14 protein-coding genes and 1 pseudogene are annotated in these 25,397 nt (G+C 66.3%); 2 read left to right on the top strand and 13 right to left on the bottom strand.

The window, feature by feature from the left end:
• The 9 genes and pseudogenes from DM816_RS09965 to DM816_RS09915 all read right to left on the bottom strand — a co-directional run.
• Nucleotides 1–2,659: pseudogene (locus DM816_RS09965) on the bottom strand (SpvB/TcaC N-terminal domain-containing protein); the annotation flags it as partial.
• 61 nt (nt 2,660–2,720) lie between these two features.
• Nucleotides 2,721–6,266 (bottom strand): LamG-like jellyroll fold domain-containing protein, encoded by a 3,546-nt coding sequence (locus DM816_RS42365; RefSeq protein WP_162907289.1) that lies wholly within the window; start codon nt 6,264–6,266, stop codon nt 2,721–2,723.
• A 389-nt stretch (nt 6,267–6,655) separates the two neighbouring features.
• On the bottom strand, nt 6,656–8,053 hold the full coding sequence (locus DM816_RS09945) for an L-fucose/L-arabinose isomerase family protein (protein ID WP_117209859.1): 1,398 nt from the start codon (nt 8,051–8,053) through the stop codon (nt 6,656–6,658).
• A 96-nt stretch (nt 8,054–8,149) separates the two neighbouring features.
• The gene (gene mmsB, locus DM816_RS09940) at nt 8,150–9,355 is read right to left on the bottom strand and encodes a multiple monosaccharide ABC transporter permease (RefSeq protein ID WP_246001789.1); all 1,206 of its coding nucleotides are present in this window, start codon (nt 9,353–9,355) and stop codon (nt 8,150–8,152) included.
• Nucleotides 9,352–10,920, bottom strand: coding sequence for a multiple monosaccharide ABC transporter ATP-binding protein (gene mmsA, locus DM816_RS09935; protein ID WP_211588621.1), 1,569 nt, complete (start codon nt 10,918–10,920; stop codon nt 9,352–9,354). Before mmsA ends, mmsB begins: the two co-directional genes overlap by 4 nt.
• A 2-nt stretch (nt 10,921–10,922) precedes the next feature.
• A complete protein-coding gene (gene chvE / locus DM816_RS09930) occupies nt 10,923–12,059 on the bottom strand; it encodes a multiple monosaccharide ABC transporter substrate-binding protein (RefSeq protein WP_246001787.1) in 1,137 nt (378 codons plus the stop codon).
• The gene (locus DM816_RS09925; RefSeq protein ID WP_117209857.1) at nt 12,022–12,681 is read right to left on the bottom strand and encodes an L-ribulose-5-phosphate 4-epimerase; all 660 of its coding nucleotides are present in this window, start codon (nt 12,679–12,681) and stop codon (nt 12,022–12,024) included. The genes chvE and DM816_RS09925 overlap by 38 nt, the downstream gene beginning before the upstream one ends.
• Nucleotides 12,678–14,342: a ribulokinase gene (gene araB / locus DM816_RS09920; RefSeq protein WP_117209856.1), complete on the bottom strand. Its 1,665-nt coding sequence runs from the start codon at nt 14,340–14,342 to the stop codon at nt 12,678–12,680. Before araB ends, DM816_RS09925 begins: the two co-directional genes overlap by 4 nt.
• On the bottom strand, nt 14,339–15,397 hold the full coding sequence (locus DM816_RS09915) for a LacI family DNA-binding transcriptional regulator (protein WP_246001786.1): 1,059 nt from the start codon (nt 15,395–15,397) through the stop codon (nt 14,339–14,341). The genes araB and DM816_RS09915 overlap by 4 nt, the downstream gene beginning before the upstream one ends.
• Before the next feature lie 379 nt (nt 15,398–15,776).
• Here DM816_RS09915 and DM816_RS09910 point away from each other — a divergent pair, with 379 nt between their 5' ends.
• Complete coding sequence (locus DM816_RS09910) at nt 15,777–15,980, top strand: Tn3 family transposase (protein ID WP_117209854.1); 204 nt, start codon at nt 15,777–15,779, stop codon at nt 15,978–15,980.
• A gap of 575 nt (nt 15,981–16,555) precedes the next feature.
• Here the strand turns inward: DM816_RS09910 and DM816_RS09905 are convergent.
• The 4 genes from DM816_RS09905 to DM816_RS09890 form a co-directional block, all read right to left on the bottom strand.
• Complete coding sequence (locus DM816_RS09905; RefSeq protein WP_117209853.1) at nt 16,556–18,331, bottom strand: FG-GAP-like repeat-containing protein; 1,776 nt, start codon at nt 18,329–18,331, stop codon at nt 16,556–16,558.
• A gap of 244 nt (nt 18,332–18,575) precedes the next feature.
• Nucleotides 18,576–19,796, bottom strand: coding sequence for a chymotrypsin family serine protease (locus tag DM816_RS09900; RefSeq protein ID WP_117209852.1), 1,221 nt, complete (start codon nt 19,794–19,796; stop codon nt 18,576–18,578).
• Between the two features lie 951 nt (nt 19,797–20,747).
• Nucleotides 20,748–21,548, bottom strand: coding sequence for a pentapeptide repeat-containing protein (locus DM816_RS45215; protein WP_117209851.1), 801 nt, complete (start codon nt 21,546–21,548; stop codon nt 20,748–20,750).
• On the bottom strand, nt 21,542–24,232 hold the full coding sequence (locus tag DM816_RS09890) for an AfsR/SARP family transcriptional regulator (RefSeq protein WP_211588620.1): 2,691 nt from the start codon (nt 24,230–24,232) through the stop codon (nt 21,542–21,544). The genes DM816_RS45215 and DM816_RS09890 overlap by 7 nt, the downstream gene beginning before the upstream one ends.
• A gap of 97 nt (nt 24,233–24,329) precedes the next feature.
• Here DM816_RS09890 and DM816_RS09885 point away from each other — a divergent pair, with 97 nt between their 5' ends.
• On the top strand, nt 24,330–25,355 hold the full coding sequence (locus tag DM816_RS09885) for an ArsR/SmtB family transcription factor (RefSeq protein ID WP_117209850.1): 1,026 nt from the start codon (nt 24,330–24,332) through the stop codon (nt 25,353–25,355).
• Nucleotides 25,356–25,397 lie beyond the last annotated feature (42 nt).

Here is a 25,397-nt window from a genome sequence, read left to right as displayed (position 1 = left end):
CGTTGATGGTGCGTGAGGCGGTCGGTGTGGATTGCCACGGCTCATTGACCACCGCAGACACTTCTGGACCGGTGGCACCGTTGAAGGTGATGGAGGCCCGGGCCATACCGGCGTAGGCGTCTTCATCGTTGACCGCGGGCACGTCCACCCCGGTGTCGCTGGTGTCACCGTCTTTGTTCATGTCCACGGCCGGCAGCGTGACCGTACGGGCGCCCGTAGGCAGGCGATCACCGTGCATACCACGGAAATACCGGGTTTCGGCCAACGTTTGCGTCGTCTTGGCAGGGTCTCCGGTGCGGGAACGCACGGTGGCGTAGCCGCGCCACACCGACCAGGTCTTGTTCTCCGGCTTGACCAGACCGTCGTCGTCGCTGTAACGCCACGCGCCCGTCGCCGGCGGGTACTCGTAACGGTGGATGACATCGTCTGCCCCACCCACCAGATCGCCTTCACGAACCTCGGCCACCACATACTTATGGAAGAAGTCGATGATGGGGTTGGTGTACCCGTCCGGCGTCCAGCGGACCGGGAAGCAACGCAAGGTGTTGTCCTGCAACGCGCTGACGTTAGGCATCGCCGCTGTGCCCGCCACGCACTCCTGCGGTGCGTAGTTGACGATGATCGCGCCGCCGGTCTCGGTGTCGATGCGCGAGATGCGCCACCAATTCATCGGGAACAGCTGGTCGCCGATGGTGTCGACCCGGTTTTGCAGCTGCACGCCGGAGAACACGATGTCCGGCACCGTAGTGGTGGTACCGACCAGACCGGCATGCGAGATCCGTGACAACCACAGCCCGGCCCGGGAGCTGTCACCAGGGTCGGGGAAGCTGTGGGTGAAGGTCCATCGTTCGACGTTCTTATATCCGGCGGCTGGCTGCTTGGTGGCATCCCACACTTTGGTGGTGATCGATGCCAGGCGTTTGGTTGACCAAAACGTCGGCGCATAATCGTTACATGACGAGCCGGCGCATTCCTGGTCTAGCGGGGTGTCCGGATAGGTCACCGGATCGGTCTTGGTGCACGCACCGGTGCATCGCTCGGCGACCTCGAAGGACACCTGCATCGGAGCCGAACCTGTACCGCCCGTACGCGTGCCGTAGTTGATGGTGGCCAGGTAGCCGCCCCGGTCGTAGGTGACCGCATCGGTGGAGGTGTTGTTGCGCCCGTATCGGTTGGTCTCCTTCACATAGGTGTAAGACATGGTGTTGCCGTGGGTGTCCACGACATGGTCCAGGTTCCAGCGCCAAGACTGAGTGCAGCTCGATGCGGCGAATGTGGTCTGCCGGCAGGGTTCGCCCGGGTCGTTGCCGAACACCGGCACATTCCAGGCGGAGTTCGCCGACGGCACGCCACCGAACCAGTACTGGGTGCCCTTGGTATCGGTGAGCACCCACCATTCGCCGTCGTTGTCACCGTTACCGGCGCCCGTCTTGCGCATGACCAGCGAGCCGTCCTCGCCGCGCAGGTGCCACCGGTTGGCATCCGTACCGTCTTTGATCAGCTCCCCGGAGTGGCCCGACAGTGACAGCGTGGCGTTGTCGGTTTCCCAGCACTGGTCGCCGGTCTTGACCGTGTTGTTTCGCCCGGGCGTGTCCATGTCCTCGGCACACGGCTTGTAGCGCCGTTCGATGTACCCGGGCCACCAGTCGAACCCTTCACCCAGCCAGCTCGGCTGATTGTTCGTGGCAGCGGTGCGCCCATCAACGGACTGCGCCGAATACGACAGACCGATCCCCGGAGACGGCCCACCCAGCGACGGCGGTACCTGGATCGGATACGACCACGCGAAATCCCCGGAGTTCGACCCGGCATTCCACGTCGACGACGGCGACAACGACGTGGCCGCAAAGTCACCATCGTTTCCGGCCGCCCCGGCAGACAGCGCCAGCAATGTGCCGGCCGGTGCCCCATATTCGGCGTCGGCGCGGTCCTGCCGCGACAATGTTGGGCCAGAACTGCTGCCGGGCAGCGAAACGGTCGCGGTGACACGCTTACCACGCACGTCGTTGGCCGAATCGAGCACAGTCGCATCGGTACAGCCGGCCACTGCCGGTGTCGTCAGAGCACAGGCAGGCAGCTGCACCAGCCGTAGCCGGCCCGCCCACGACGCCCCATACGCATTCGCGAAGCCGCTGTAGTCAACACCCACCTGGACCACACCACCTGATGTGGCCGAGTCTGCCCGTTGCACTCGCAGCAGCAGCCCGTCAACACCCAGAGCACGCACCGCATCGCGGTCGTAGGCCTGCACCCGCAGCCGTGACACCCCTCCCGGCCCGGCTTGGCCCCGCGCCGCGGGAACCGGCTCCACCCACACCGGCAGCGATCCTGCACGGGCCGGGCCTGCCTGCGCCGCCCGTGCAGACACCGACGGCAAGTCGACGTCCACTATGGACGGCTGCGGCCACATCGGTGCGGCACGAGACACGGTCCGCGCAGCCGCGACCTGCGCCGGATCTGCCGGACGTGCCTTGGCCGCCACCCGTTCCCCAGGGATCGGCTTGTCCTGCTGGCCCTCCTGCAGAGACAAAGGCCCCGCAGACGCGGACACCGGCCCGGCCAGCGACGAGACCAGCACACCCACGATCACCGCAGCGGTAACACGACGTGCCCGCCGGCTCAGCAGCCGCGAACCCCTACGAATAAGACGAGCTGACACGACACAGTCCCTTCACAACAAGCCGGGCGTAGGAAACGAGAATCGGTGAGAAGACAAGGAGCTAGGGAATATTGCCGATTGAACCCGTAGGCACGACGCCCTGATACACGTAGACAGTGTCGATACCGCCCCGCCAGTCGTCGATCAGGTCGGGTGTGCCTCCAGCCGCAGTCCACAGTGCGGAGCCGATGGTCAAAGGTCCTGTGGTGGCGAAGGAGGCGTTGGGCCGGGTTCCCGACGCGATCTCGATACCGTCGAGGTACAAGCGCATCGCCCACTTGTTGGCGTCGTAGGTGGCCACGAGATGATGCCACTGGCCAATGTCCGAAGTGGTCAACGCCGTAGGTGAGAAGATGTTGTACCACGGCGCGGTCGTGTTCGGGTCCTCACCGGCGTCTATGTCGGCTTCCGGGATGGCAAAACACCATCGTGAGGTTCCGTTGACCTGACGCACACCAAGGTAGAAGCCGCTGACCTTCTGACCTGACTGGCCGAGCACCGTCCGGGCAGCGGTCGGCAAGTCCAGCGCGGGGGTGCTCGGATCGTCGTCGTCCAGCCTCACCCACGCCGACACGCTGAACGACTGGTCGGTATGCAACACCGGGCCAGGCCCGAACGTATTGGGATCCAGCGTTTCAGCGACCACACCAGTCCCTTGTGCCTGCAACCCATAACCACTGTGGCCGCTAGCGGTCGTGCTCACACCACTTGTCAGCCTCAGATCATGTGCGTAGGCCGAATAATCCTCGCACACCACAGGCGGCCCGGCCGTACACCGCTGCGGCTCAACCAACCAGGTCCCCACGAGATCGGTAGCCTGGTTGGCAGGGTTGGTCGGATCCACCATCTTGCCGATCTCCGTGGCCGACAGCAGCCGGTTCCACACCCGCACATCCGAAAGCTTGCCCGGCCAACGGTCGCCAACGCCACCGTTCCACTTCAGCCGGCCGATCACCAGCGGCCCGGACGCCTTGAACGGCGCCGCATCCAGCGTGCTGCTGCCCTCGAATACACCGTTGACGTAAATACTGACCCTGCGCGTGGCCGAGTCGTAGCTTCCGACCAGATGCGTCCAGGTATTCAACCGCGGCGCGCTGACCGACCGTGCCTCAGGGCATGACGGATTATCGACATCCAGCGGGCACACCGTCATCCGATACGTGCCAGCGAAATAGTCCACGCCCAGCGTGAAGGCAAATGTGCGGTTGCCGTCCATCGCCACCGCGGACCGGTTCCAGGTATTGGCCGACAGGTACACCCACGCCGCCACCGTATAACTCTTGGTGTTGTCCAATCCCACACCGGCAGCGAATACGTCGGCGACCGCGCCAGCGTCGGCCGACAGAACGGTCGGACCGTTGACCATACGGCCAGAGGCGCCCAGCGTCGACCCCGCGCTCAGGGTGACGGTGGCATGATGGCCATTGCCGGTACTGTCAACCGCGTTGGTCGACCCGGCCGGATCCGTCAACAGCCAGCGGCCGATCTCGGTCGTCGGCTGCGCGGCATTGAAGACATAGCTGGCCGAGCTGACGCTGACGCCGATGCGGTCCTTGACTTCGACCCGGATGGTCCCCTGGCCCAACTTCGGTGTCCAATCCACGGTCACCGTGCTGCCCGGCTGCCACACCTTCGCCGTCGTCCCGGCCGAATCCTGCACCCACCAGTAATAGCCAGTGACATCGGTGTCGGCCGGGCTACCGCCCGGCCTGAACGTGACCCTGACCGTCTTGCCTTCCACGAACGGGCTGTTCGCCGCATCCGGCGTAATCAGCGGGGTGTTCGGCCGGACCGCGTCGACCTCAAACTCACACCATCGGGTCCAGTTCGTGTAGTCGGTGCCTGACCCCGCATTGGGATATGACCACGAGTTCGCCGCGCGCAGCAACCACCGGTAGATGCCGCCCGTGGCGAACGTCGGCGCCGGTGACGGGCTGGTCGTCCCGTTAGCCTGGGTCGGCCCCACGGCGGAGCCGATCCGCTCCCACACGCCGGTCGTCGTATTCCACCTGTCCCAGTGGAACTCGCCCGTCAGCGAACCGTTGATGTCCCCTTCGCCGGCCCCGTCGGGGTCGGTGATTCTGGCCGACAGTGTCGGGTTGGTCACCGCCACAACCGGTCGCCCGGAACCCTCGGTGCACGGTTGCCCATGAGTGGACAGGTTGTCCGGATTGTTGGGCGGTGTGTTGTACACGATCGACAGCGATGCGGTGGTCGAGTCGAACCGCTTCCACTGACTCACGGTGCCCTCATCGATGGCCCTTAATCCCAGGGTAGCGCTTCCGCCCCACTCCGGGTGCCGCTGCGCCTCCTGCATGAGCGCCGTAACATTGAACGCCACGTTGCCCGGGCCGGAGCAGCTGGTGCTGGCATCCCACTTGTGCGATGCCGGTGCGTCCATCGTCCAAGCAGACTCCCAGGCGGGTTGAGTATTCCAGGTCGTCGAAGAGGAGATCCCGCCCGTCAACCACAACCGGGCGTTTGAGCCAGGGTTGCACGTCCACGAATTCTTCTGCGTGATATTGAAGGTGGCGCTGATAATCCGGCGACCATGGATGCCGCTGGTATCCATGTCAAACATCGACCGCACCAGATACTGAGTGCTGGTGCACACCCCGTTGTTGGAGTTGTCGCAGACCCGTCCCGCTCCCGCGTCGCCCGCAATGGCCCCATTGTTAAGGGTGAAGGTGGAGCTGTTGACCAGATCGGAGCGGTTGGCCACCATCTTCCAAAGATTGCCGAGCTTTGCGCCGGACCATGAGGGGTCCACAAAGACCGGATACTCGGTGGCCGGATCGTTCAGCATCGCCTGATCCGGGATCACGGTGATGTGGGTGGCGTCGATCTGCTGATCCATCGCGGTGATCCGCGGCAGCACCGACTCAACCTCCAGCACCGTACGCGCAGCCCCGCCCGGTGCGGCGCCACGCGAATCCCACATCGTCGGCTGCGGCGACGTGAACACCACCTTGCCGCCCGGGTCGCGGGCCTGCGCCCCACCACCAGCGTCCTGTGAGATGCTCACCCCCCGGGTGGCATAACCCAGGCGCACGTTGCGCACCGCCGGATGGGCCGCCGCCTGCAGCGACTTGACCACTAGCACCTGCGTGAACCCGGTAGGCTCCGCGGTCACTCGCAGGTCTACATCGGTTAGCACGTTGGGGTAGGTAGCGGAGTTGCCGTCCAGCACCGGTGCCGGGAGTGTGCCCGGCCACGACAGCGCCAACTGCCTGTCGCCGTCGGCCAAAGTGGCGAATGGGGCGTCACCGCCGTTGGAGAACCACATCGGCAACACCGTATTGCCCGGAGTCACCCGGCCACCCTCAAACCGCAAAGCGGTGTCAACCGCCGCCCACGAGCCGTCGCCCCGTTTGGCCCACCGCGGCCGCCAAAACTCACGCAGCTCCGTGGTTCCACCCGGATGCGCATACACCTGCGCATCCGGCCTGCGAGAAGACATGTCCTCCACCGGCTGCCCGCAAGCCTTCGCCATCGCCGCCGCAGCAGCCGAAGTGTGCTGACTGTCCGAACACGACTGCAGCGCAGCCGCAGCGCTCACGGCTGGCAACGGCACACCGGCCGCCGCCACCAGCAGCGCGCTGAACACCGCTACCCGCGCATGCCAACGCCGAGGGACAGATCGACCTAAAAGGACAACGAAGCGCGATCGCAGCATGGCACTCCCCCGTGCAAGTAGCGATAGGACGTCTCAGAGCCACGAACACTAACGATCGAATGTGGGTATGTCAATATGTTGTGTTATCTCAGCGTAACGGGCTGTAACCGCCACGAGCGGCTGCTCATCAACGCTTCCACCTGTGCTTTTCCGACCGTGATGTGGAACGTGGCGGCCGTCTGCATACGCTTGCTGACAGCCAGCGAACAGTTTGAACGCCACCGCTTACATTTCGGTTGCGCGATGAACGTCGATACGACAAAGGGCGGCGTGCCCGGGGCAACCCCGGGCACGCCGCCACATCGCGCGGGCCACAGTGCTTAGACGGCGCGAAACTCGATCCCCGCGAGCTCGCAGAACACCCGCCAGTCGTCCGCGTGCAGCCCCATGTTCATGGCCATGTGGTGCGTGCCCCCGGCCTTCAGCCAGTTGTTCATGCACTGCCGCAGCCCCGTGTTCGGCCGGAACTGCCCGTACGGCATCTCAAGCACCGGCAGCACCTGCGAGTCCAAAATCTCGCCCTCCGACACGACCATCCGGAACCGCTCCCCACCAAGCGAAACCAGCGACGCCAGCGTCGCCGGCCCAGGCTCGATGCGGAACAGGAACGTGGGCGGGTCGTCGAGTTTGCCGATGCCCAGCGAGCGCTTGATGAGCCGCACCGGCTCGTCCTTGCGCGCCACCGCGTAGTTGCCCTCACCCATGTGGCTCATGAGGATCGACTCACTCGGGAAGTCCATCGCGTACATCTCGGTGAAGTGTCCGTCACCGGCAAGCTGATGCGCCGCATACACCATCGATGCGGCCATCGCATCACCTTCAGCCCCATAGCCATAACCCTTCGACATCAACGTCGACGCAGCGGCCAGCGGAAGCCGGGCAAACCGCCCATCCTCCCCGATGGCATCGAAGTGGGTCGAGTAGGCCCCATATCCCCTATCCGTCAGGATGTTCTCAATCGCCAGCTGCATCCGCGCGTGGTCTTCACGCTCCTCATTGGACAGCTGCCCGTCGACCTCGAAGTTCGCGTCCTCCCAAGCCATCAGCGAGGCCACCGCATCCGACGGCACGGCCGACATCCCGCGCCACAGATCCCCTGGCGCGATGAAGCTGATCTCCGGCCCGAGCGCCCGCAGCAGCGCGTTCTCGTCCACCCGGATGTCACCCATGTCGTTCATCGCGTACCCGAACACGCCCACCTTGAGCGTGCGCCAAGCCGTGATGGCCCGTGCCGCCCGCGCCCACCGGTCGACCTGCTCCTTGAAGGCCGGGCTCTGCCAGTCCTCCGTGATGACATCGAACGGCCGGTCGGCCCGCACCATCGCGTTGGCCGTGTCCTGCGCACCGTGGATGCCCTGGTTGTACGTCATGTCGGCCATGTCCCACGCCGGCGTCACCGCCGCCTCGGGCTGGATGTTGGCCAGGCACACCGGCAGCTTGTTCTCGTTGAACAGCCGGGCCACGCGCATCGCCGGGCCGTATGTCAGCATGATGACCAGGACACCGTCCAGGTCGTCGTTTTCGAACTGGCGCATGACTTTTTCGGCGTCCTGCCGGGTCTTCACCGGCGGCCCGACGACGAACTCGCACACGTCGGCAAGGCTGTCCGCCACCCGTTGGGCGTAGCCGGCCTGCCGCTCGGTGATCCCCGGAATCATGTGGTCGTACAGCGCCTGCGTGATGCCGAGGACGCCGATACGGGGCAAACGGTCGGTCACGACCCCTCCTACTGTGCTTTGAAATTGACCATGAAGTTTCGGTCACGACACGCCGTCGAACATGGACGTAAGTTCATGATCAACCAGCAAAGTGACTTATTTGGACTTGTTTTTGTTGTAGACGTCGAAGGCGACCGCTGCGAGCAACACCGCTCCCTTGACCACCTGTTGCAGGTTGACGTCCATGCCGATGATGGACATGCCGTTGTTCATCACGCCCATGACGAGCGCGCCGACGATGGCGCCGATCACCTTGCCGACACCGCCGGACGCCGACGCACCACCGATGAACGCCGCCGCGATCGCGTCGAGCTCGAAGTTGACGCCCGCCTGGGGCGTGGCCGCGTTGAGCCGTCCGGCGAAGATGAGCCCGGCCAGCGCCGCGAGCACACCCATGTTGACGAACACCCCGAACGACACCTTCTTGGTCTTCACGCCCGACAGCAGCGCCGCCTTTTCGTTGCCGCCCACCGCATACACGCGACGGCCCGCGACCGACGAATTCATGACGAAGGAGTACGCGATGATGAGCACGATCAGCAGGATGCCCACCACCGGCAGGCCCCGGTATCGCGCCAGCTGGAACGCGAACGCGTTGATGACCGCGATCAGCGCGGCCAGCTTCACCACCGACCACACCCACGACCCCGGCGGCAGTCCGTATTCCGCGCGCCTGCGCCGCGACGAAATCTCGATCCAGATCACGGCCAGCGACGCCAGCACACCCAGCCCCACCGTGATCATGTGCAGCCCGCTGAACTTGCCGACCTGTGGCAGGTAGCCGGAGCTCAGCTGCCGGAACGCCTCCGGGAACGGCGCGAGCGACTGTCCTTTGAGGACGGTCTGAGCGAGCCCACGGAACAGCAGCATCCCAGCCAACGTCACAATGAACGACGGGATGCGCACATACGCGATCCAGAACCCTTGCCACGCCCCGATCAAAGCCCCAACAACCAACGCGACCGCCACCGTGGCCAGCCACGGCCAGTCCCACGTCACCATCATGACGCCCGTGATGGCCCCGACGAACGCCGCGACCGAGCCCACCGACAAATCGATGTGCCCGTTGACAATCACGAGCATCATCCCGATCGCGAGCACCAGCACATAGCTGTTCTGCATGATCAGGTTGGTCACGTTGAGCGGGCGCAGCAGCACCCCGTCAGTGGTGACGCCGAACAGCACCACGATGACGGCCAGTGCGATGATCATCCCGTACTGCCGGAAGTCGATGCGGCGCAACAGCGCGCGCCACGCCGGCTCGTCCCGCGCCTCGTCGGCGGTGATTTCCGCTGTGGTCACGCCTGCCGCCCCCCTCCATTGGCCGTCGCGGTCATGAGCCTCATCAGTGCCTCCTGTGTTGCCTCGGCCGCCGGGAGCTGGCCGGTTATCCTGCCTGCGCTCATCGCGTAAATGCGATCGCAGATGCCCAGCAGCTCGGGTAGCTCCGACGAGATGACGAGGATGCCCTTGCCCTCGGCCGCGAGCCGCTGGATGATCAAATAGATTTCGTACTTCGCGCCCACGTCGATGCCGCGGGTCGGCTCGTCGAGGATGAGCAGATCCGGCTCGGAGAAGATCCACTTCCCGAGCACGACCTTCTGCTGGTTGCCACCGCTCAGGTGTCCGGTGCGCTGGAACACGCTGGGCGTCTTGATGCGCAGGGCCTCGCGCAGCCGCTCGGCCACCGCCGTCTCGGCCAGCTTGTCGATGACGCCCCGCTTCGACACGCGCGGCAGGTCGGCCAGCGTGACGTTGCGCCGAATGTCCTCGTCCAGGTGCAGCCCATATGCCTTGCGATCCTCGGTCACATAGGCCAGCCCGGCATCGATCGCGTCGGCGACGGTCTTGAGCTTGAGCTCCTTGCCGTCCTTGACGATCCGGCCGGAGATGCGAGCCCCGTAGGCCCGCCCGAACACGCTCATCGCGAGCTCGGTGCGGCCCGCGCCCATCAGCCCGGCGAGGCCGACTATCTCACCCCGCCGGACATTGAGCGCCGCATCGCGTACCAGATGACGATCGGCAATCTCCGGGTGATAGACATTCCAATCGTGCACCTCGAAGAAGACCTCACCGATCTTGGGATTTTCCCTTGGGGGGTACCGGTTTTCGAGATCACGCCCGACCATGCCCTTGATGATGCGGTCTTCGTCAACGGCATCACCGCGCACGTCGAGCGTTTCCACGGTCCGCCCGTCGCGCAGCACCGTGATGGAGTCCGCCACCGCGAGCACCTCGTTGAGCTTGTGCGAGATGAGGATGCTGGTGACCCCGTGCTCGCGCAGATCCCGCAGCAGTCGCAACAGATTGGCGCTGTCGGTCTCGTTGAGCGCGGCCGTCGGCTCGTCGAGGATGAGCAGCTTCACGTCCTTGGTGAGCGCCTTGGCGATCTCGATCAGCTGCTGCTTGCCCACGCCGAGCCCGGCGACCAGCCGGCCCGGCTCCTCGCGCAGGCCGACCTTGCGCATCACCTGCACGGCGCGTGACGTCGTCGCGTGCCAGTCGATGAGGCCGGCGCGGGACTGCTCGTTGCCCAGAAACAGATTTTCGGCGATGGACAGCTGCGGTACGAGGGCGAGCTCCTGATGGATGATGACCACGCCGGCATGCTCGCTGTCGCGGATGCTGCCGAACTCGGCCGCCTGTCCATTCAGGACGATCTCGCCCTCGTAGTCGCCGTGCGGGTAGACGCCGCTGAGCACCTTCATCAGCGTGGACTTCCCGGCGCCGTTCTCGCCGACCAGGGCGTGGATCTCGCCCCGGCGCACGTGGAACGTGACGCCGTCAAGCGCCCGCACGCCGGGGAACTCCTTCGTGATCCCCCGCATCTGGAGGATGAGGTCGGTGCTCAGCGTCGTCGTGCCCATGGCTAGCCGCCCAGCTGCGCCGCGGTGTAGTAGCCGCTGTCGACGAGGATCTTCTGGTAGTTGGACTTGTCCACCGAGACCGGCACCAGCAGGAACGAAGGCACGATCTTCTTGCCGTTGTCGTAGGTCTTGGTGTCGTTGGTCTCCGGCGTCTTCCCGCTGATCGCGGCGTCGGTCATCTTGGCCGCCGTCTTGGCCAGCTCACGGGTGTCCTTGAACACGGTCTGGGTCTGCTCCCCGGCGATGATGGACTTGACCGACGCGAGCTCGGCGTCCTGGCCCGTGACGATCGGCAGCGGCTTGCCACCCTTGCCGTAGCCGACCGCCTTGAGCGATGACAGGATGCCGATGCTGATGCCGTCGTACGGCGACAGCACGGCGTCGACGTTGGCCGCGCCGTAGTGGGTCGACAGCAGGTCGTCCATGCGCTTCTGCGCGGTGGCGCCTTCCCAGCGCAGCGTGGCCACCTGCTCCACCTTCGTCTGTCCACTCCGGACGACCAGCTTGCCCGAGGTGATGTAGGGCTGCAGCACGCTCATCGCGCCGTTGAAGAAGAAGAACGTGTTGTTGTCGTCGGGCGAGCCGGCGAACAACTCGATGTTGAACGGCCCCTTGCCGTCCTTGAGACCCAACTTCTCTTCGATGTACCCGGCTTGCAGCACGCCGACCTTGAAGTTGTCGAACGTGGCGTAGTAGTCGACGTTCGGGGTCTCGCGGATGAGCCGGTCGTAGGCGATGACCGGGATGCCCGAGTCCTTGGCCTGCTGCAGCACGGCCGACAGCGACTTGTTGTCGATCGCGGCGATCACGAGCGCCTTCACGCCCTTGGTGACCATGTTTTCGATCTGCGAGACCTGGGTCTCCACCACGTTCTCGGCGTACTGCAGGTCGGTCTTGTAGCCCATGTCCTGGAACGCCTTGACCATGTTGTTGCCGTCGGCCACCCAGCGCTCGGAGGACTTCGTCGGCATCGCGATGCCGATGGTGCCCTTGTCGTCACCGGTGCCGGTGCCGGAATTATCGCCGCACGCGGCGGTCACGAACAGCGCGCCGGCGACCGCCAGCCCCGCTATTATCTTGCGGTACACAATAATCATCTCCTTATTGGGGTTGGCCGTAGACGTTTTGGTAGCGGTCATACAGACTGTCCACATCGGACTGCCGGATCGGGATCAGCGGTCCGGCCGACCGAGCGATGTGGACGGTCCTGGCCACGTCCTCGCACATGACGGCGGCCTTGACAGCTGCCTTCGCGTCGCGGCCGATCGTGAAAACGCCGTGGTTTTGCATGAGCACGGCCGGGGAGCGGTGACCGCGCAGGGTCGCGACGATGCCGCGCCCGATGTCGTCGCCGCCGATGAGCGCGAACGGCCCGACCGGGATCTCCCCGCCGAACTCGTCGCCCATCGCCGTGAGCACACAGGGGATCGGCTCCCCCCGGGCGGCCCAGGCGGTGGCATAGGTGGAGTGGGTGTGCACGACGCCGCCCACCTCCGGCATCTCGCGATAGACGTAGGCGTGGGCGGCGGTGTCGCTGGACGGGGACAGGTCGCCCTCCACCAGCTTGCCGTCCAGATCGCACACGACCATCGACTCGGGCGTGAGCGCGTCGTAGCTCACGCCGCTTGGTTTGATGACGAACAGGTCCTCGCCGGGCACGCGCGCCGAAACGTTGCCGGCCGTCCACACGACCAGACCCCAGCGGATGAGTTCCTGATGCAGCCCAACGAGTTGCTGCCTCAGCCTTACCACATCGCTCATGCTCTGGCCTCGTTTCGTATGCGGCGCAAGCGGTGCAGCACGTCGTTGCCGCCCCGCCCGAAGTAGTCGTGCAGGAGGGTGTATTCGGCGAACAGCGCGTCGTAGGCGCGGGCGCGCTCCGGGTCGGGCAGGTAGGCGTGCTTGTCGACCCGGCCCATGACGGCCGCGGCACTTGCCACGTCGGGATAGGCGCCCGCGGCGACGGCGGCGTGGATGGCCGAGCCCAGCGCCGGGCCCTGCTCGGACGCCAGGATCGACAGCGGGCGGTTCGTGACATCGGCGTAAAGCTGCATCAGGAACCGGTTTTTGAGCAGTCCACCCGCGACGATCAGCTCCTCGACGGGCACTCCCTCACGCTGGAACGACTCAATGATCGTCCGTGTGCCGAAGGCGGTTGCCTCGACCAGCGCGCGATACACGTCCTCCGGACGAGTCGCCAGAGTCTGGCCCACAATCACGCCCGAAAGCTCGTGGTCCACCAGCACCGAACGGTTGCCGTTGTGCCAGTCGAGCGCGATCAGGCCGTGCTCGCCCACCTTTTGCGCGGCCGCCAGATCGCTCATGTGCTCGTGCACGCTCACGCCACGCCGGGCCGCCTCATCGTGATAGGACGGTGGGAGGAAGTTGTCGACGAACCACGCAAAGATGTCGCCGACACCGCTCTGCCCGGCCTCGTACCCCCAACTGCCCGCGAGGATGCCGTCCTTGACCACGCCGCACATGCCCGACACCTGCGCCAGGGTTTGGCCGTTCATCACGTGGCAGGTTGACGTGCCCATCACCATCAGCATCTGCCCCGGCTCCGTCGCCCGCGCGGCGGGCGCGGTCACGTGTGCATCGACATTGCCGACCGCGACCGCGATGCCCGCCGGCAGGCCCGTGAGCGCGGCGGCCTCTGGGGTGAGTCCGCCCGCCCTTGCGCCCAACGGGGAGAGAGGATGCTCGAGTTTCGCGATGAAGTCGGCGAAGCCCGGGTTGAGCGCGGCGAGGAACTCGCGCGACGGGTATTGCCCATCCTGGTGGATGCCCTTGTATCCGGCCGTGCACACGTTGCGCGTCTCCGCGCCGCACAACTGCCAGATAATCCAGTCGGCCGCTTCGATCCAGCGCTCGGCCTTTTGATACACCTCGGGATCCTCTTCGAGAAGCTGGAGTCCCTTGGCGAACTGCCACTCCGACGAGATCTTCCCACCGTATCGGCCGATCCACGGCTCCTTGCGGTCGTGCGCGAGCGCGTTGATCCGGTCCGCCTGGCCTTGCGCCGCATGGTGCTTCCACAGTTTGGCGTATGCGTGCGGCCGGTCGGCGAACTCGGGCAGATGGCACAGCGGCGTGCCGTCGGCGAGCGTGGGAAGAATCGTGCACGCGGTGAAATCGGTGGCGATGCCGATCACGTTGGCCGGGTCCACTCCGGACAGTGCGATCGCCTCGGGCACCGCCGTGCGCAACACATCGACCCAGTCGCGCGGCTCCTGTAACGCCCAGTCGGGCGGCAGGGGCGCGCCGGTGGACGGGAGCGTGCGGTCGATGGCGCCGTGACGGTACTCGTGCACGGCCGTGCCGACCTCAGCCCCATCGCTGACCCTGACGACGAGCGCGCGGCCCGACAGCGTGCCGAAATCCACGCCCACCACATATTGCTCTTCTGCGTTAGCGCTCACGGGGAATCCAATCGCGTGAGAGGGACGGTGGTGCTCTTGCGGATGACCAGGTCGGGTGGGATGACGCGACGCCTGCGGGAGCGCGGCGCGCCCTCGACCTGTTCCAGCAGAAGGTCCAGGCCCTGCCGCCCGACCTCGCCGAAGTCCTGCCGGACGGTGGTCAGCGGGGGCGTGAAATAGGCGGCCTCGGGGATGTCGTCGAAGCCCACGACGCTGATGTCGTCCGGCACGGAAACCTGGGCCTCGTGCAGCGCGCGCAGCACGCCCAGGGCCATCTGATCGTTGGCAACGAACACGGCCGAAAGGCCCGGTATGCCGAGGAGTTGTTTGGCCGCCTCATGCCCCGAGCGGGCGCTCCAGTCGCCCACGACCACCTCGGGCACCTCGCGGTCCTCGGCAACGAGCGCGTCGCGCCAGCCACGCTCCCGCTCGGGCGCTTCATACCAGTCCTGTGGGCCGCCGATGTGGACGACCGTGGCGTGGCCCAGTGCGAGCAGATGGCGGGTGGCCAAGAACGCGCCCAGATATTGGTCGACGGCCACGGTCGGCACGGCCGCCTTGCCACCCTCGACCGCGACAAACGGGACGCCGGTGGGCACATGCCGCAGGGCCGCCATGGTCGTGGTGTGCGGGGTGATGGCGATGATGCCCTCGACCGCTTGGGAGGTAAGGAAATCCACGGCATCACCGAGCGCGCGCCGGTCGAGCGCGGGCAGGCTGGCGATCGCGACCGCGTAGCCGGCGTCGCGCGCGGCGCGCTCGATCGCGACCAGCATGGAAGCCGGCCCATACAGCGTGGTGTCCACACTGATCACGCCGAGCCGGCGCGTGCGGCCGGTGACCAGCGTGCGCGCGGCGATGTTGGGCCGGTACGCGAGCTGCGCCATGGCCGCGAGCACACGCTCGCGGGTCGCGCTGCTGACCGCGGGATGGTCGTTGATAACGCGCGAAACGGTCATGTGCGACACGCCCGCCAGCTTTGCCACATCCGCCATCACCGCACGGCGACGCCCGGAATCCTCACCAGGCGAATCGACGACGGGATCGACGGACACGGGGGATGACCACCTTCGGGGAGCAGGCGATGTTAACGCGAACATTGTTAACGTGAACATGGCGTATGTGTCAAGCCCGTCTCCAAGGTCTTTCTGACCTGCGCCGCGTGAGCGTTAACAATTGACCCACAGGCACCATGAGCAGATCGGGATGCTCGACCGGACGCAGCCGGAACGCCGGCTCGATCCGCTCGATCTCCGGATGACCGTGGTCGGCCGAATGCGGCAACCCGGCGTCGGAACGTGATCTATCGCGGGTCCGGATACTGAGACGATCACCTGGAAGCCGCCGGCGGATCAGGAGCTATTGCCGGGCGTTTGACGACTTGTTGCTGGTACGGATCATGCGCCGCAGCGCGTCCCTGCCGGCGGCCGGGCGTTGCGCGACCGTGAGGCGCAGGAAATCTCGATGCTCGCCCTGGACCTGCTCCAATCGGCGCTGGTCCTGGTGAACACACGACTGGTGGACATGGTGCTCGACGCCGAAGACTGGCAGGCCAAGCTCACCGACCACGACCTGCGCGGCCTGACCCCGATGTTGTGGTCCGACGTCGCCTGTACGGCACGTTCGAGCCCGACCTGAACAAGCACATCGACTACGACGCCGGCTGCGGCCCGCACGCCGAGCAGCCGCTACCGCATGAGAAAGGGCGGCCCTGGCCGGGACCGCCCGATATTCTGCGGAATCAGACTCGCTCGACGTGGATGGCGATCACGCCGAGGGCTTCCTTCTCCGCCGGGTAGATCAGCCGGATGTTGGCCAGCTGCTCGGCCCGGGTCGCGGTTGGGTTCACCGACGAGGTTTCTCGTGGTCGAACATCTCCTTGAACGAGCTGTAGTGGCAATCTTGGTGATGCGGGTCAGGCATTCCTCGCCGCGGACGTTGACCAGATCAACACCGACGATCTGGCCGGGTTGGAAGGCTTCCTGCGACGCGAAGACCCGCCCCGGTACCCGAACGTCTGATACTCACCATGGACTGGCTGGCCGACAAGCCCGCCATGGTCGGCTGCCGGAGTCGGAGCGTGAGGAGTTGATCCGGCAGCGCCTCGTGAACGTCGAGCTGGCGATGTAGCGCGCTGTTTTAACGCGGCCGGTGGTCAAGTGGGTGAGGGTCGGTAGCCCAGGGTGGATCCCGTGGGTACCGACCCCCGGGAGTTAGGCGCCGCAGCGGCCGTCGAACACGTCGGCCTTGCGGTCGCCGTTGAAGTCGGCAAGATGCAGGCTGGTGATGGGACACGAGCTCTGCGCCAGGGCGATCCAGCTGCTCGAATGGCCGGTGGCGAAGTAGTGCCAGCCGGTGCCGTCGGTGCGGAAGACGTCGGTCGTGCCGTCGCCGTTGATGTCGGCGAAGCGGAGTGCTTCCAGCGGGACGCTGGAGGTTGCCAGCGCTGTCCACGAGCCGGTGCCGCCGGACGAGTAGTACCACTGGCTTCCGTTGGTGCGGAAGACATCCGTCATGCCGTCGCCGTTGAAGTCGCCGAAGCGCAACGACTCGACCGTGAAGCCGGAGGTATTCAGTGCGGTCCAGCTGGACCGGCCCGCCGATGAGTAGTACCAGCGCGTGCCGTCGGCGCGGAAGACGTCGGTCGTGCCGTCGCCGTCAAAATCGCCGAAACGCAGCGAGGCCAGCGGATCGCTGGAGATCGCGAGCGGTTGCCAGCTGGTCGCCGCCGCCGATGAGTAGTGCCAGCGCCCGTCGATGACGGTGAACACATCGGTCCTGCCGTCGCCGTTGAAGTCACCGAAACGCAACGACGACAACCTGCTCCCCGACGAGGCTCCCGCAACCCACGGACCCTGACCGCCGGGCGAGTAGTACCAACGACTTCCGGTGGCGCGGAAGACATCGGTCCTGCCGTCGCCGTCGAAATCGCCGAACCCGACCTCCGACACGTCAAAGGTGTACGGCGCCATCGCGGACCACGAAGCGGTACCCCCTGATGAAATACGCCAGGCGACGCGGCGGCCGCTGTTATGGCAATTGGTGGTCGTGGTGCCGTAGGTGTTGCTTCCGATGAACAGGTTGCCGGTGAAATGCCGCTGCACGACCGCGGAGCTGGAGCCGCCGTGCGCGAAGCAGTTGCCCGACACCCAGGCGCCCGTGTAGGGACGGCCGCGGATGGCCACGGCCGCCTCGGCGCTGGATCGGAAGCTGTTGTGTTTGATGTGGATGACATCGCCGGCATACTGGGCGCCGTTGTCCTGGGTTTCGTTCTCGCCGTGCATGTCAAAGCCATGTGAGCGGGCGTTGTCCACCACGAGGTTGAACCGCGCCTCGTAGCGCTGGGTGCGAAGCCCGTTTCCCGCTATGGCGTGGCGGTTCTGGACAAACGTGTTGTCCTCGATGACGGCGCTGGAGTCGTTGTAGAGCACCACGCCGTATCCCAAGCCGGTGCGCCGGTTGTGGTGGATGTAGTTGTCCCGGATCCGAGCCTCGATGGTGTAACCCACATAGACGGCTCCGTGTGACCAGCCGTAGAGCTCGTTGTTGTCCACGGTCAGGTCGGAGGCGCCGACCGCCTCGATGCCGCGAGAATTGTCGTATTCGTAGGCGTCGTTGCGGATCTGCTGATCCGGGCCCCCCAACCGCAACCCGGTGATGCGTACCTGCGGGCCGCGCACCGCGAACTGTGCCCACGCCTCCGACTGCCTGTAGTCGAGCTCGGTGTTGTACAGCAGGGCACCGGCCGCCCCGTTCTGGCCGCGATTGCTGGCCAGGGTCACGCCGGCCGGGATCAGGATCCGCTTGTGGCCGGTGAGGTTGATGGACACCGAGCCGTCAACGAAGACGGTGTCGCCTGCTGTGGCGTTGGCCAGCGCGCTCAGCAGCTCGTCTTTGGTGCGCACCACGGTGGTGCCAGCGGCCACCGGGTCAGCGGTCTGCGCGGTGGCCGCTTCGGCACCCGGCCCGGCGAGCAGCCCTAGCAGCATCGCCAGGGCTGTGACTTGAAACCCTCGTCCAATCAAGACGAATCCTCTCCAAGATTGATAGTCGCCTCAGCAGAGGCGGTACGCCGGAAAATTGTGCATATCCTCGAGATTGTCATCAATGACGTGGGCGGCGGCACTGACGACGTCGACCTTGTCGATGCCCGGTTCGCCATGCTGTACCCAGGGGTAGAGGCGAAGCGGTGTGCAGGACGGCAGACAATGCCGCCCTGCACAACCGGATCTGTCATGTACCGCCGACGACTACCACGGCGCCCGTAGCCGCCTCGACCCGGTGGATCGGCGTGAAGAGAGCGACGTTGTTTCTGTTGCTACACGTGATTATGCCTTCGGCAGTGAGGTCGTGCGTGGCCGAGGTAGCCGTGTTCCACCTTACGGCTGGCCCACCCGAGTCACCGCCCAGTACCGCGCCATCGTGGGTGTGCCCCGTGTCCGTATCGACGACGACCAGCGGTGTGCCGTTGCAATCCGTGTTGTTGGTCGCCGTGACCAAGCCGTAGACAAGGCCGCCATTGGCGCCTGAGAAATACACTGCAGAACCGATCGCAGGCCAACCAGTCAGCTTCGCCGTCACCGGGTTGATGTTCGACGTATCCCGTCCGCCGAACCACAGATACCGGCTGAAATACGCGCCGTTCTCCCCGGCCAGCATGGACACATCGGTGCCCCCCGCGAGATAGTTTGACCTGACCCGCAGGTTCCAGCCGTCATGCCAGAAGAGACTGCCGCTAGTCGCGCAGTGGCCCGCGGTCGTCACCCACGCGCTGTCGGTTCCACCGCGTGTCATCCGGAAACCGGTCGTGCAAAACGCATCCTCCGTGCGCTGATTCACGCCGTTGGCATCGAGGTTGCTTCTCCACAGGGCTAATCCGCCATTGTACGGAAAGGGGTCGGCGCGACGGCTTGCCTCCACGACACCGGCATCCGAAATGTTCACCCGAGGGGTCAATCCAGTGGCCTTGACCACAGCCGCGACAAGCGCTTCCGAATCCCCGGAAGCCTCGATGACGATCTGTGGCGTCAGCTCGTCCAACCGCACCTGGTGCACGCTTGCCGCGTGGGCGCCGGCCCACGCCTTAGATTCCCGTAGACGCTTTGTCGCTGCTTTCAGACGCTGCATCGGTATAGCCGTGGGCTCAAACCGGACCGCAACCTCACCTACCCGGAAGGGCTGCAGGCTCAACTTGGACTTAAGCCGGGCGCCGTCGGCGTTTTGCACATACCGCACCACGAGCTGGCCGGTTTTCTCGTCAAAGTATGTGCCGCCCGCGCCGTCCGGATGCAGTGCGGCTACGGCTTGTAGGCGATGGAATTGGGCGGTCATCGCGTTATGGTCGACACCCGCGGCGAAGCCGGCGGTTAATGGATCTGAAGGCGTGGCCGCCGTCGAGAATCCTGCGTTCGCCGCTGTCGTCGTGGTAACGATCGTCGTGGTAGCGATCGCCATGATTACGCCGCATGCTACTGCTATGCGTCGTCGCATCAAGTCCTCCTCTTTGGACTGTCCGATCAATTGGGGGCTCAGCTATATGGGAGCGAGCGTCGGCTGTGCCAGTTTTTGCCTAGCCGGTCAGGTTCATGGCGATACCGTGGGTCGGCTGCGTGGTGCCCTGCAGACCGTGGATTTTTGACCGGTTTCCCGAGACATGCCTTATGTAGACACGCATGATGAACTGGCGGGTACCACCCGAGGGGTCAGTGGGAATGTTCGAAAACGAGAAGTAGGCGGCGTAGTGGTGTGCGTCGTCGCGGATCGTGCGCCGCGTCGTGGTAGTGCTGTAATTCCGGCAGGTGTGCGCACTCCCTCGATCTCCCAATGCCACCAGGTTTCGAACTCGGCACGGTCGGCATAGTAGACAATCTTGATGCCCTTATCTATGTAGACGATTTCAGCGCGGTGCACCGAGGTGGCCGTTGACGCGCACGGTCCGTGTGGACTAGAGGTCCGCGGACGGGCCGTTCCTCAGTGCGTGAACGAGGTCGGGGTCGGGGGTTTGGGATTATGCTCTTGCCAGTCGCAGCCGCCAGCATGCCGGGCCTCGATTGCAAAAGACATGTGGACTGTTTGAATCCGCTGCTCAGGGCGGCGATGACCTCGACAGCTGCGGACAGCTGGCACGGTCGTCGCCTGAGAGCGGTGGTTGTGCGTGAAGCCACGCATCGATGGCGACCTGCCTTTCTGATCGGCCTGGTGAACCAGGATCGACCTCGACCGGCGTGGCCCATGGGCCCGACCCCGCCGGAACGCTTCGAACAGATCCAGCGCGAAGGCGGGCGCCAAGCAGAGCTCTACCGGCAGTTGGCCGCCCTGGCGACGGTATCTGGCTCGAATCCGCGCCGGATTCGTCGACATCCCGAGGCGCGTGTCCGGTTACAAGTAGCGGATGGAAAGCGACTTTTATCCGCGCCAATGCGCGGGCCGGGCCAAACCCTTGGGCAGCCTGGTTTTCCCGTCGCCGTGAGCCGAGTCGAGCTGGGGTTGGGTCACGAACAGGGTGGTGGACAGGTTGGCACCGGTGAGGTAGGCGCCCCGCAGGTCTGCCCCGGTCATGTCGGCCAGGCGCAGGTCGGCACGGGCGAGATTGGCTCCGATGAGCAGTGCGCCGCGCAGGTTGGCCCCGCGCAAATCCACACCTGCGAGCTGGGCGCCGATCAGTGTCGCCCCGCGATGGTTGGGGCCCCGCGTGCCGGACCGGGCAAGCGTGCTCGCCCGCAGGAGCAGCTCGTTGACCCGCGCGCGGTGCGCCGGGACATCGACCGAGCGCACATCCTCGGCGAGCGTCAACTGCGAGGTCTCGGAAAAGGCGCGGCGGAGTTCGGCATGGATCGGTGTGGTCGACGAGAGGGCGAGCGCTGCTTCCAGGTACCAAAGAAGCTCATGAAGTTGACGCATCACGGCGAAGCTTTCGAACATCTGCTCCCGGATGTCCGGCTGCGTGCGCCAGTCGCGGCCGCCGAACGTCACCTGCGAGACCTTCTGGCCCGCGCCGAAGCAATCGAAGACCGTGCAGCCGGTGAACCCGCTGTCGCGCAGCCGGTGGTGGATGCCGCAGCGCAAGTCGCCCGCCAAATGCGGGCATGCGTGCCCGCCGGGCTTGTCGATGGCGAAGTCGGCCGACGCGGCGAACGCGGGCACCACGCAGCACAGCGCGAAGCAGCGCGTGCAGTCGGCGCGCAATTCCTGGTCGAACCTCACCATCTGCCCAACGATACGAGCTTCGCGCGGACCTTGGCCGCATCCGGGTGGCGCATCACATCAAGGATTTCCAGCGCCTGCGCCCACGCGTCGCGCGCCTGATCCAGCCCGCCGAAGGACTGATGGGCGTCGCCGAGATGGATCAGGATGTCGGCCACATTGTGCCGGTCGTCGATCGAACCGGACAGCTCCATCGCCCGATGGAAGCACGCGATGGCCTCGTCGCGCTCGCCGAGGTGGTGATGGACGTAGCCGAGGCTGTCCCACGACGCGGCCTGGCCCGAGACGTCGTCGAGCGCCTCCTGCAGCCCGAGCGCTTCCCGGCAGTGCTCGACGGCCTGCCGGTATTCGCCGAGATGTGCGTGGTACCAACCGATGTTGTTATGGGTCCGAGCCTGGCCAACCCGGTTGCCGGCCACCCGGAAGAGCTCCACCGCCGCGTAGGCGTGCTTTATCGCTTCTTGGTACCGGTTGAGCCGCTCGAAGACTATCCCCATGTTGACGTGGACGTGCGCCCGGCCGCCCGCGTCATCCAGTTCGCGATAGATGTCGATGGCACGGGCCATGTTGGCCAGCGCCTCGTCCGTGTGCGCCAGCCGCGCCTGCGCCCGCCCCAGGTCCCGGTGCGCGTGCGCCTGCCTCGCCAGGTCGCCCAACCGCTGTGCCGCGCCGAGCGCGGCCGACTGCGTGGCGGCCCAGTCGTGCAGGTGCCCGCGCCGGGCGAAAAACGTCGACAGCGTCCACGCCAGGTGCCATGCCGTCGCGTCAAACCCCTGCGCGACGGCCAGATCGATGCACGCGAGCAGCACGGCATGCTCGGCGTCGAACCAGGCGAGCGCCTGCGCGAAGCCGGGCATCGGCTCGGGCATGACACCCGCGCTCGGCGGGCCCGGATCGACCGGATCGCGGTGCGGGTTGAGCAGAAGCGCCGCCCGATGGCCGGTGCGCATGTAATGGTCCAGCACCCGCTCCACGGCCCGGTCGTCGTCGGCGAGCTCGGCCGCGTGCGCACGCAGCAGATCGTGAAACGAGTACCGCCCCGGTGCGTGCTGCGCGATGAGGTGTGCCCGCTCAAGTTCGGCCAGTGGCGCACCGGCCGTGTCCGCGCCGCCGTCGCCCAGGATGCTGGCCGCCGCGGGCGCCGTGACGTCCGGGCCCGGATGCAGCGCGAGCAGGCGGAAAAGCCGTGCGGCCGCGGGGCTCACGGCCCGGTATGACCACGAGAACACGGCCCGCACGTCCGCCATCGGGTCGGGATCGGCGAACGCGTCGAGCGTGCGCAGCTGCTGCGCGACCGCGCGCAGCGGGAACTCCGGGTGCATCGCGGCCCGCGCGGCCACGACCGCCAAGGCGAGTGGCAGGTGCGCGCAGCGGGCGATCAGCTCCCGCGTGGCGTCGGGGTCGCCGTCGATGCGCGGCCCGCCGAGCCTCCCGCGCAACAGGGCTTGGGCGTCCACTGTGGACAGCACGTCGAGCCCGATGGCGCGGGCGCCTTCCGTGGCAACGAGCCCGGTCAGCCGGTCGCGGCTCGTGATGAGCGTGAGGCAGCCCGGTGACGCGGGCAGCAGCGGGCGTACCTGTTCGGCGTCGCGCGCGTTGTCGAGCACGACGAGCATGCGCCGGTCCGCGACCAGGCTGCGATAGTGCGCGGTGAGCGCCTCCACCGACCCGGGCGCGGTGTGCGGGGCGACCCCGAGGGCCTCCAGGAAGCCGCGCAGGGCTTCGGCCGGTGGCTTGGGCGCACCGGACGGGTCGAACCCGCGCAGGTTCACGTACAGCTGTCCGTCCGGGAACCGGCCCGCCATGCGATGAGCGGCACGGACCGCGAGCGCGGTCTTGCCCACGCCCGCCATGCCCGTGATGACGCATATCGTGGAAGCGCTGTCTATTGTGGACAGCTCGTCGGCCCGTCCGGCGAACGCCGCGATATCGGGTGGCAGCTGCCGAGGGACCGGCCTCGCGGTGTCGCCCGCCAAAAGCTGTTGGTGCAGCCGCTGGAGCGGTTCACCCGGATCGCTGCCGATCTCCTCGGACAGCCGTCGCCGGATGAGTTGATATTGTTCCAGTGCGTCGGCCTGCCGCCCGCTTCGGTACAGCGCCAGCATGAACTGCCCGACCAGGCGCTCGTTGAGCGAGTCGGCCGACACGCGGTCGGCCAGGCGGGGCAGGAGATCGGCGTGCTGCCCGGCGCGCAGGAGCAGATCGTCGCGGTCCAGTTCCGCCGCCATGCGCTCGGCGGCGAGCGTCACCCGCAGCCCGTCGAACCACGGGCTGTCCAGATGAGCGAACGGCTCGCCGCGCCACAGCGCGAGCGCCTCGTCCAGCAGGGACAGCCGGCGCCCAGCATCGGCGGCCGGATCGCGCGCCAGCTCGACCAGCCGCCGGAAGCGGTGCAGGTCAACCGAATCCCGGTCGATAATGATGGTGTACCCGCCGGGCCCGCGCCGGATGGCCGTGCCCGGCAACGCCCGGCGCAGCCGGGAAACATAGCTGTAGAGCGCGTTTTGCACCCGCTCCGGCGGGTCGGCGCCCCAGACCCGTTCGATGAGCTGGCCGACCGGCACCGGCCGGCCCGCGTCGACCAGCAACACGGCCAGCACGCACTGCTGCTTGGCGTGACCGAGCTCGATCGCGCCGCCGCCGGCGCGTGCCTCGACCGAACCCAGCACACCGAACTGGGGATTCAAGGTCTGCACAAGCTTCCCACAAGATCGAAGATGGACGATGGCCCTACGTGGAGACTACGCGGCACACGTTGGTGTCCATGGCGGGCATGGGGGGACATTGCTTCGGATCCACTTCACGGCGCAGGATCTCGCGCGCGTCACGATCGCGGCGGAGCCGGATCCGCTGTGGGAGATGCTGCTCAGCCTGCACCTGATGCAGGGCCAGGACGGCGAGCTGGTGTACGGGCCGTGGCGCGGGCAGGTGCGCGCTAGCGTGCCCGCTGCCGAGATGCGCCTGCTGTGCGAGCTGGCGCCGCCGTCGGGTTATTCGCCGGACTTCCTCACACCGGTCGGGTCGGGGCCGGCGTTCGACACCGCGGTCGATCGCCTGATGGCGACCCCGCGTTCGCGCGTGCAGGCGGACCTGCGTAATCTCGCGTCGCGGCAGGCGCCCACCGAATGGACGCGCTCACTCGCGTCCGGCTCACCCACGGCCATGAGGCGACTCGGGCAGGCCATGCGCTCCTATTACGGCAAGGCGCTGCGACCGTACTGGCGGTCGATCCGGCAGCACGTCGTCGCCGACCGCGCCCGGCGCGTGGCCGAGCTGGCGACGCTGGGCATCGATCACGTGCTGGCCACCCTGCACCCGGGCATACGCTGGGAGCCGCCCGTCCTGCAGATCACCGAGTTCGCCGACCACGACGTGTTCTCCTCATTCCCGCAGCGGCCTTCGCCTGAACAGAGTCACCACCTCGACGGGCGTGGCCTGCTCCTGCAGCCGTCGTTCTTCTGCCGGCACGCGCCGACCAAGCTGCCCGATACAGGACTGCCGCCCGTGCTCGTGTATCCGACCCAGCCACCGCCGGGAACCCTTCAGCGGCAACAAAATCCAGCCCGACCCTCGTCCCTGGAGTCGCTGATGGGCCGCACCCGGGCGATCGCGCTTGAGGCCACCGTCTCCGGCTGCACCACCAGCGCGCTGGCCCGCGTCTGCGGCATCTCCGTGGGCGCCGCGAGCCAGCAGGCCACCGTCCTGCGCGACGCCAACCTCATCACCACCCGCCGCCAAGGCCTCGCCGTCCTGCACGAGATCACCCCGCTGGGCCTCGACCTGCTCACCGCGGCCACCATCCGCCCATGAAAACGGCCCCGCCCGTGTCGAGGCGGGGCCGTTTCCCAGACG

It is taken from the genome of Allorhizocola rhizosphaerae (assembly GCF_003426775.1).
GTDB classification, from domain to species: domain Bacteria; phylum Actinomycetota; class Actinomycetes; order Mycobacteriales; family Micromonosporaceae; genus Allorhizocola; species Allorhizocola rhizosphaerae.
This window is presented reverse-complemented; position numbering and strand designations above follow the sequence as displayed.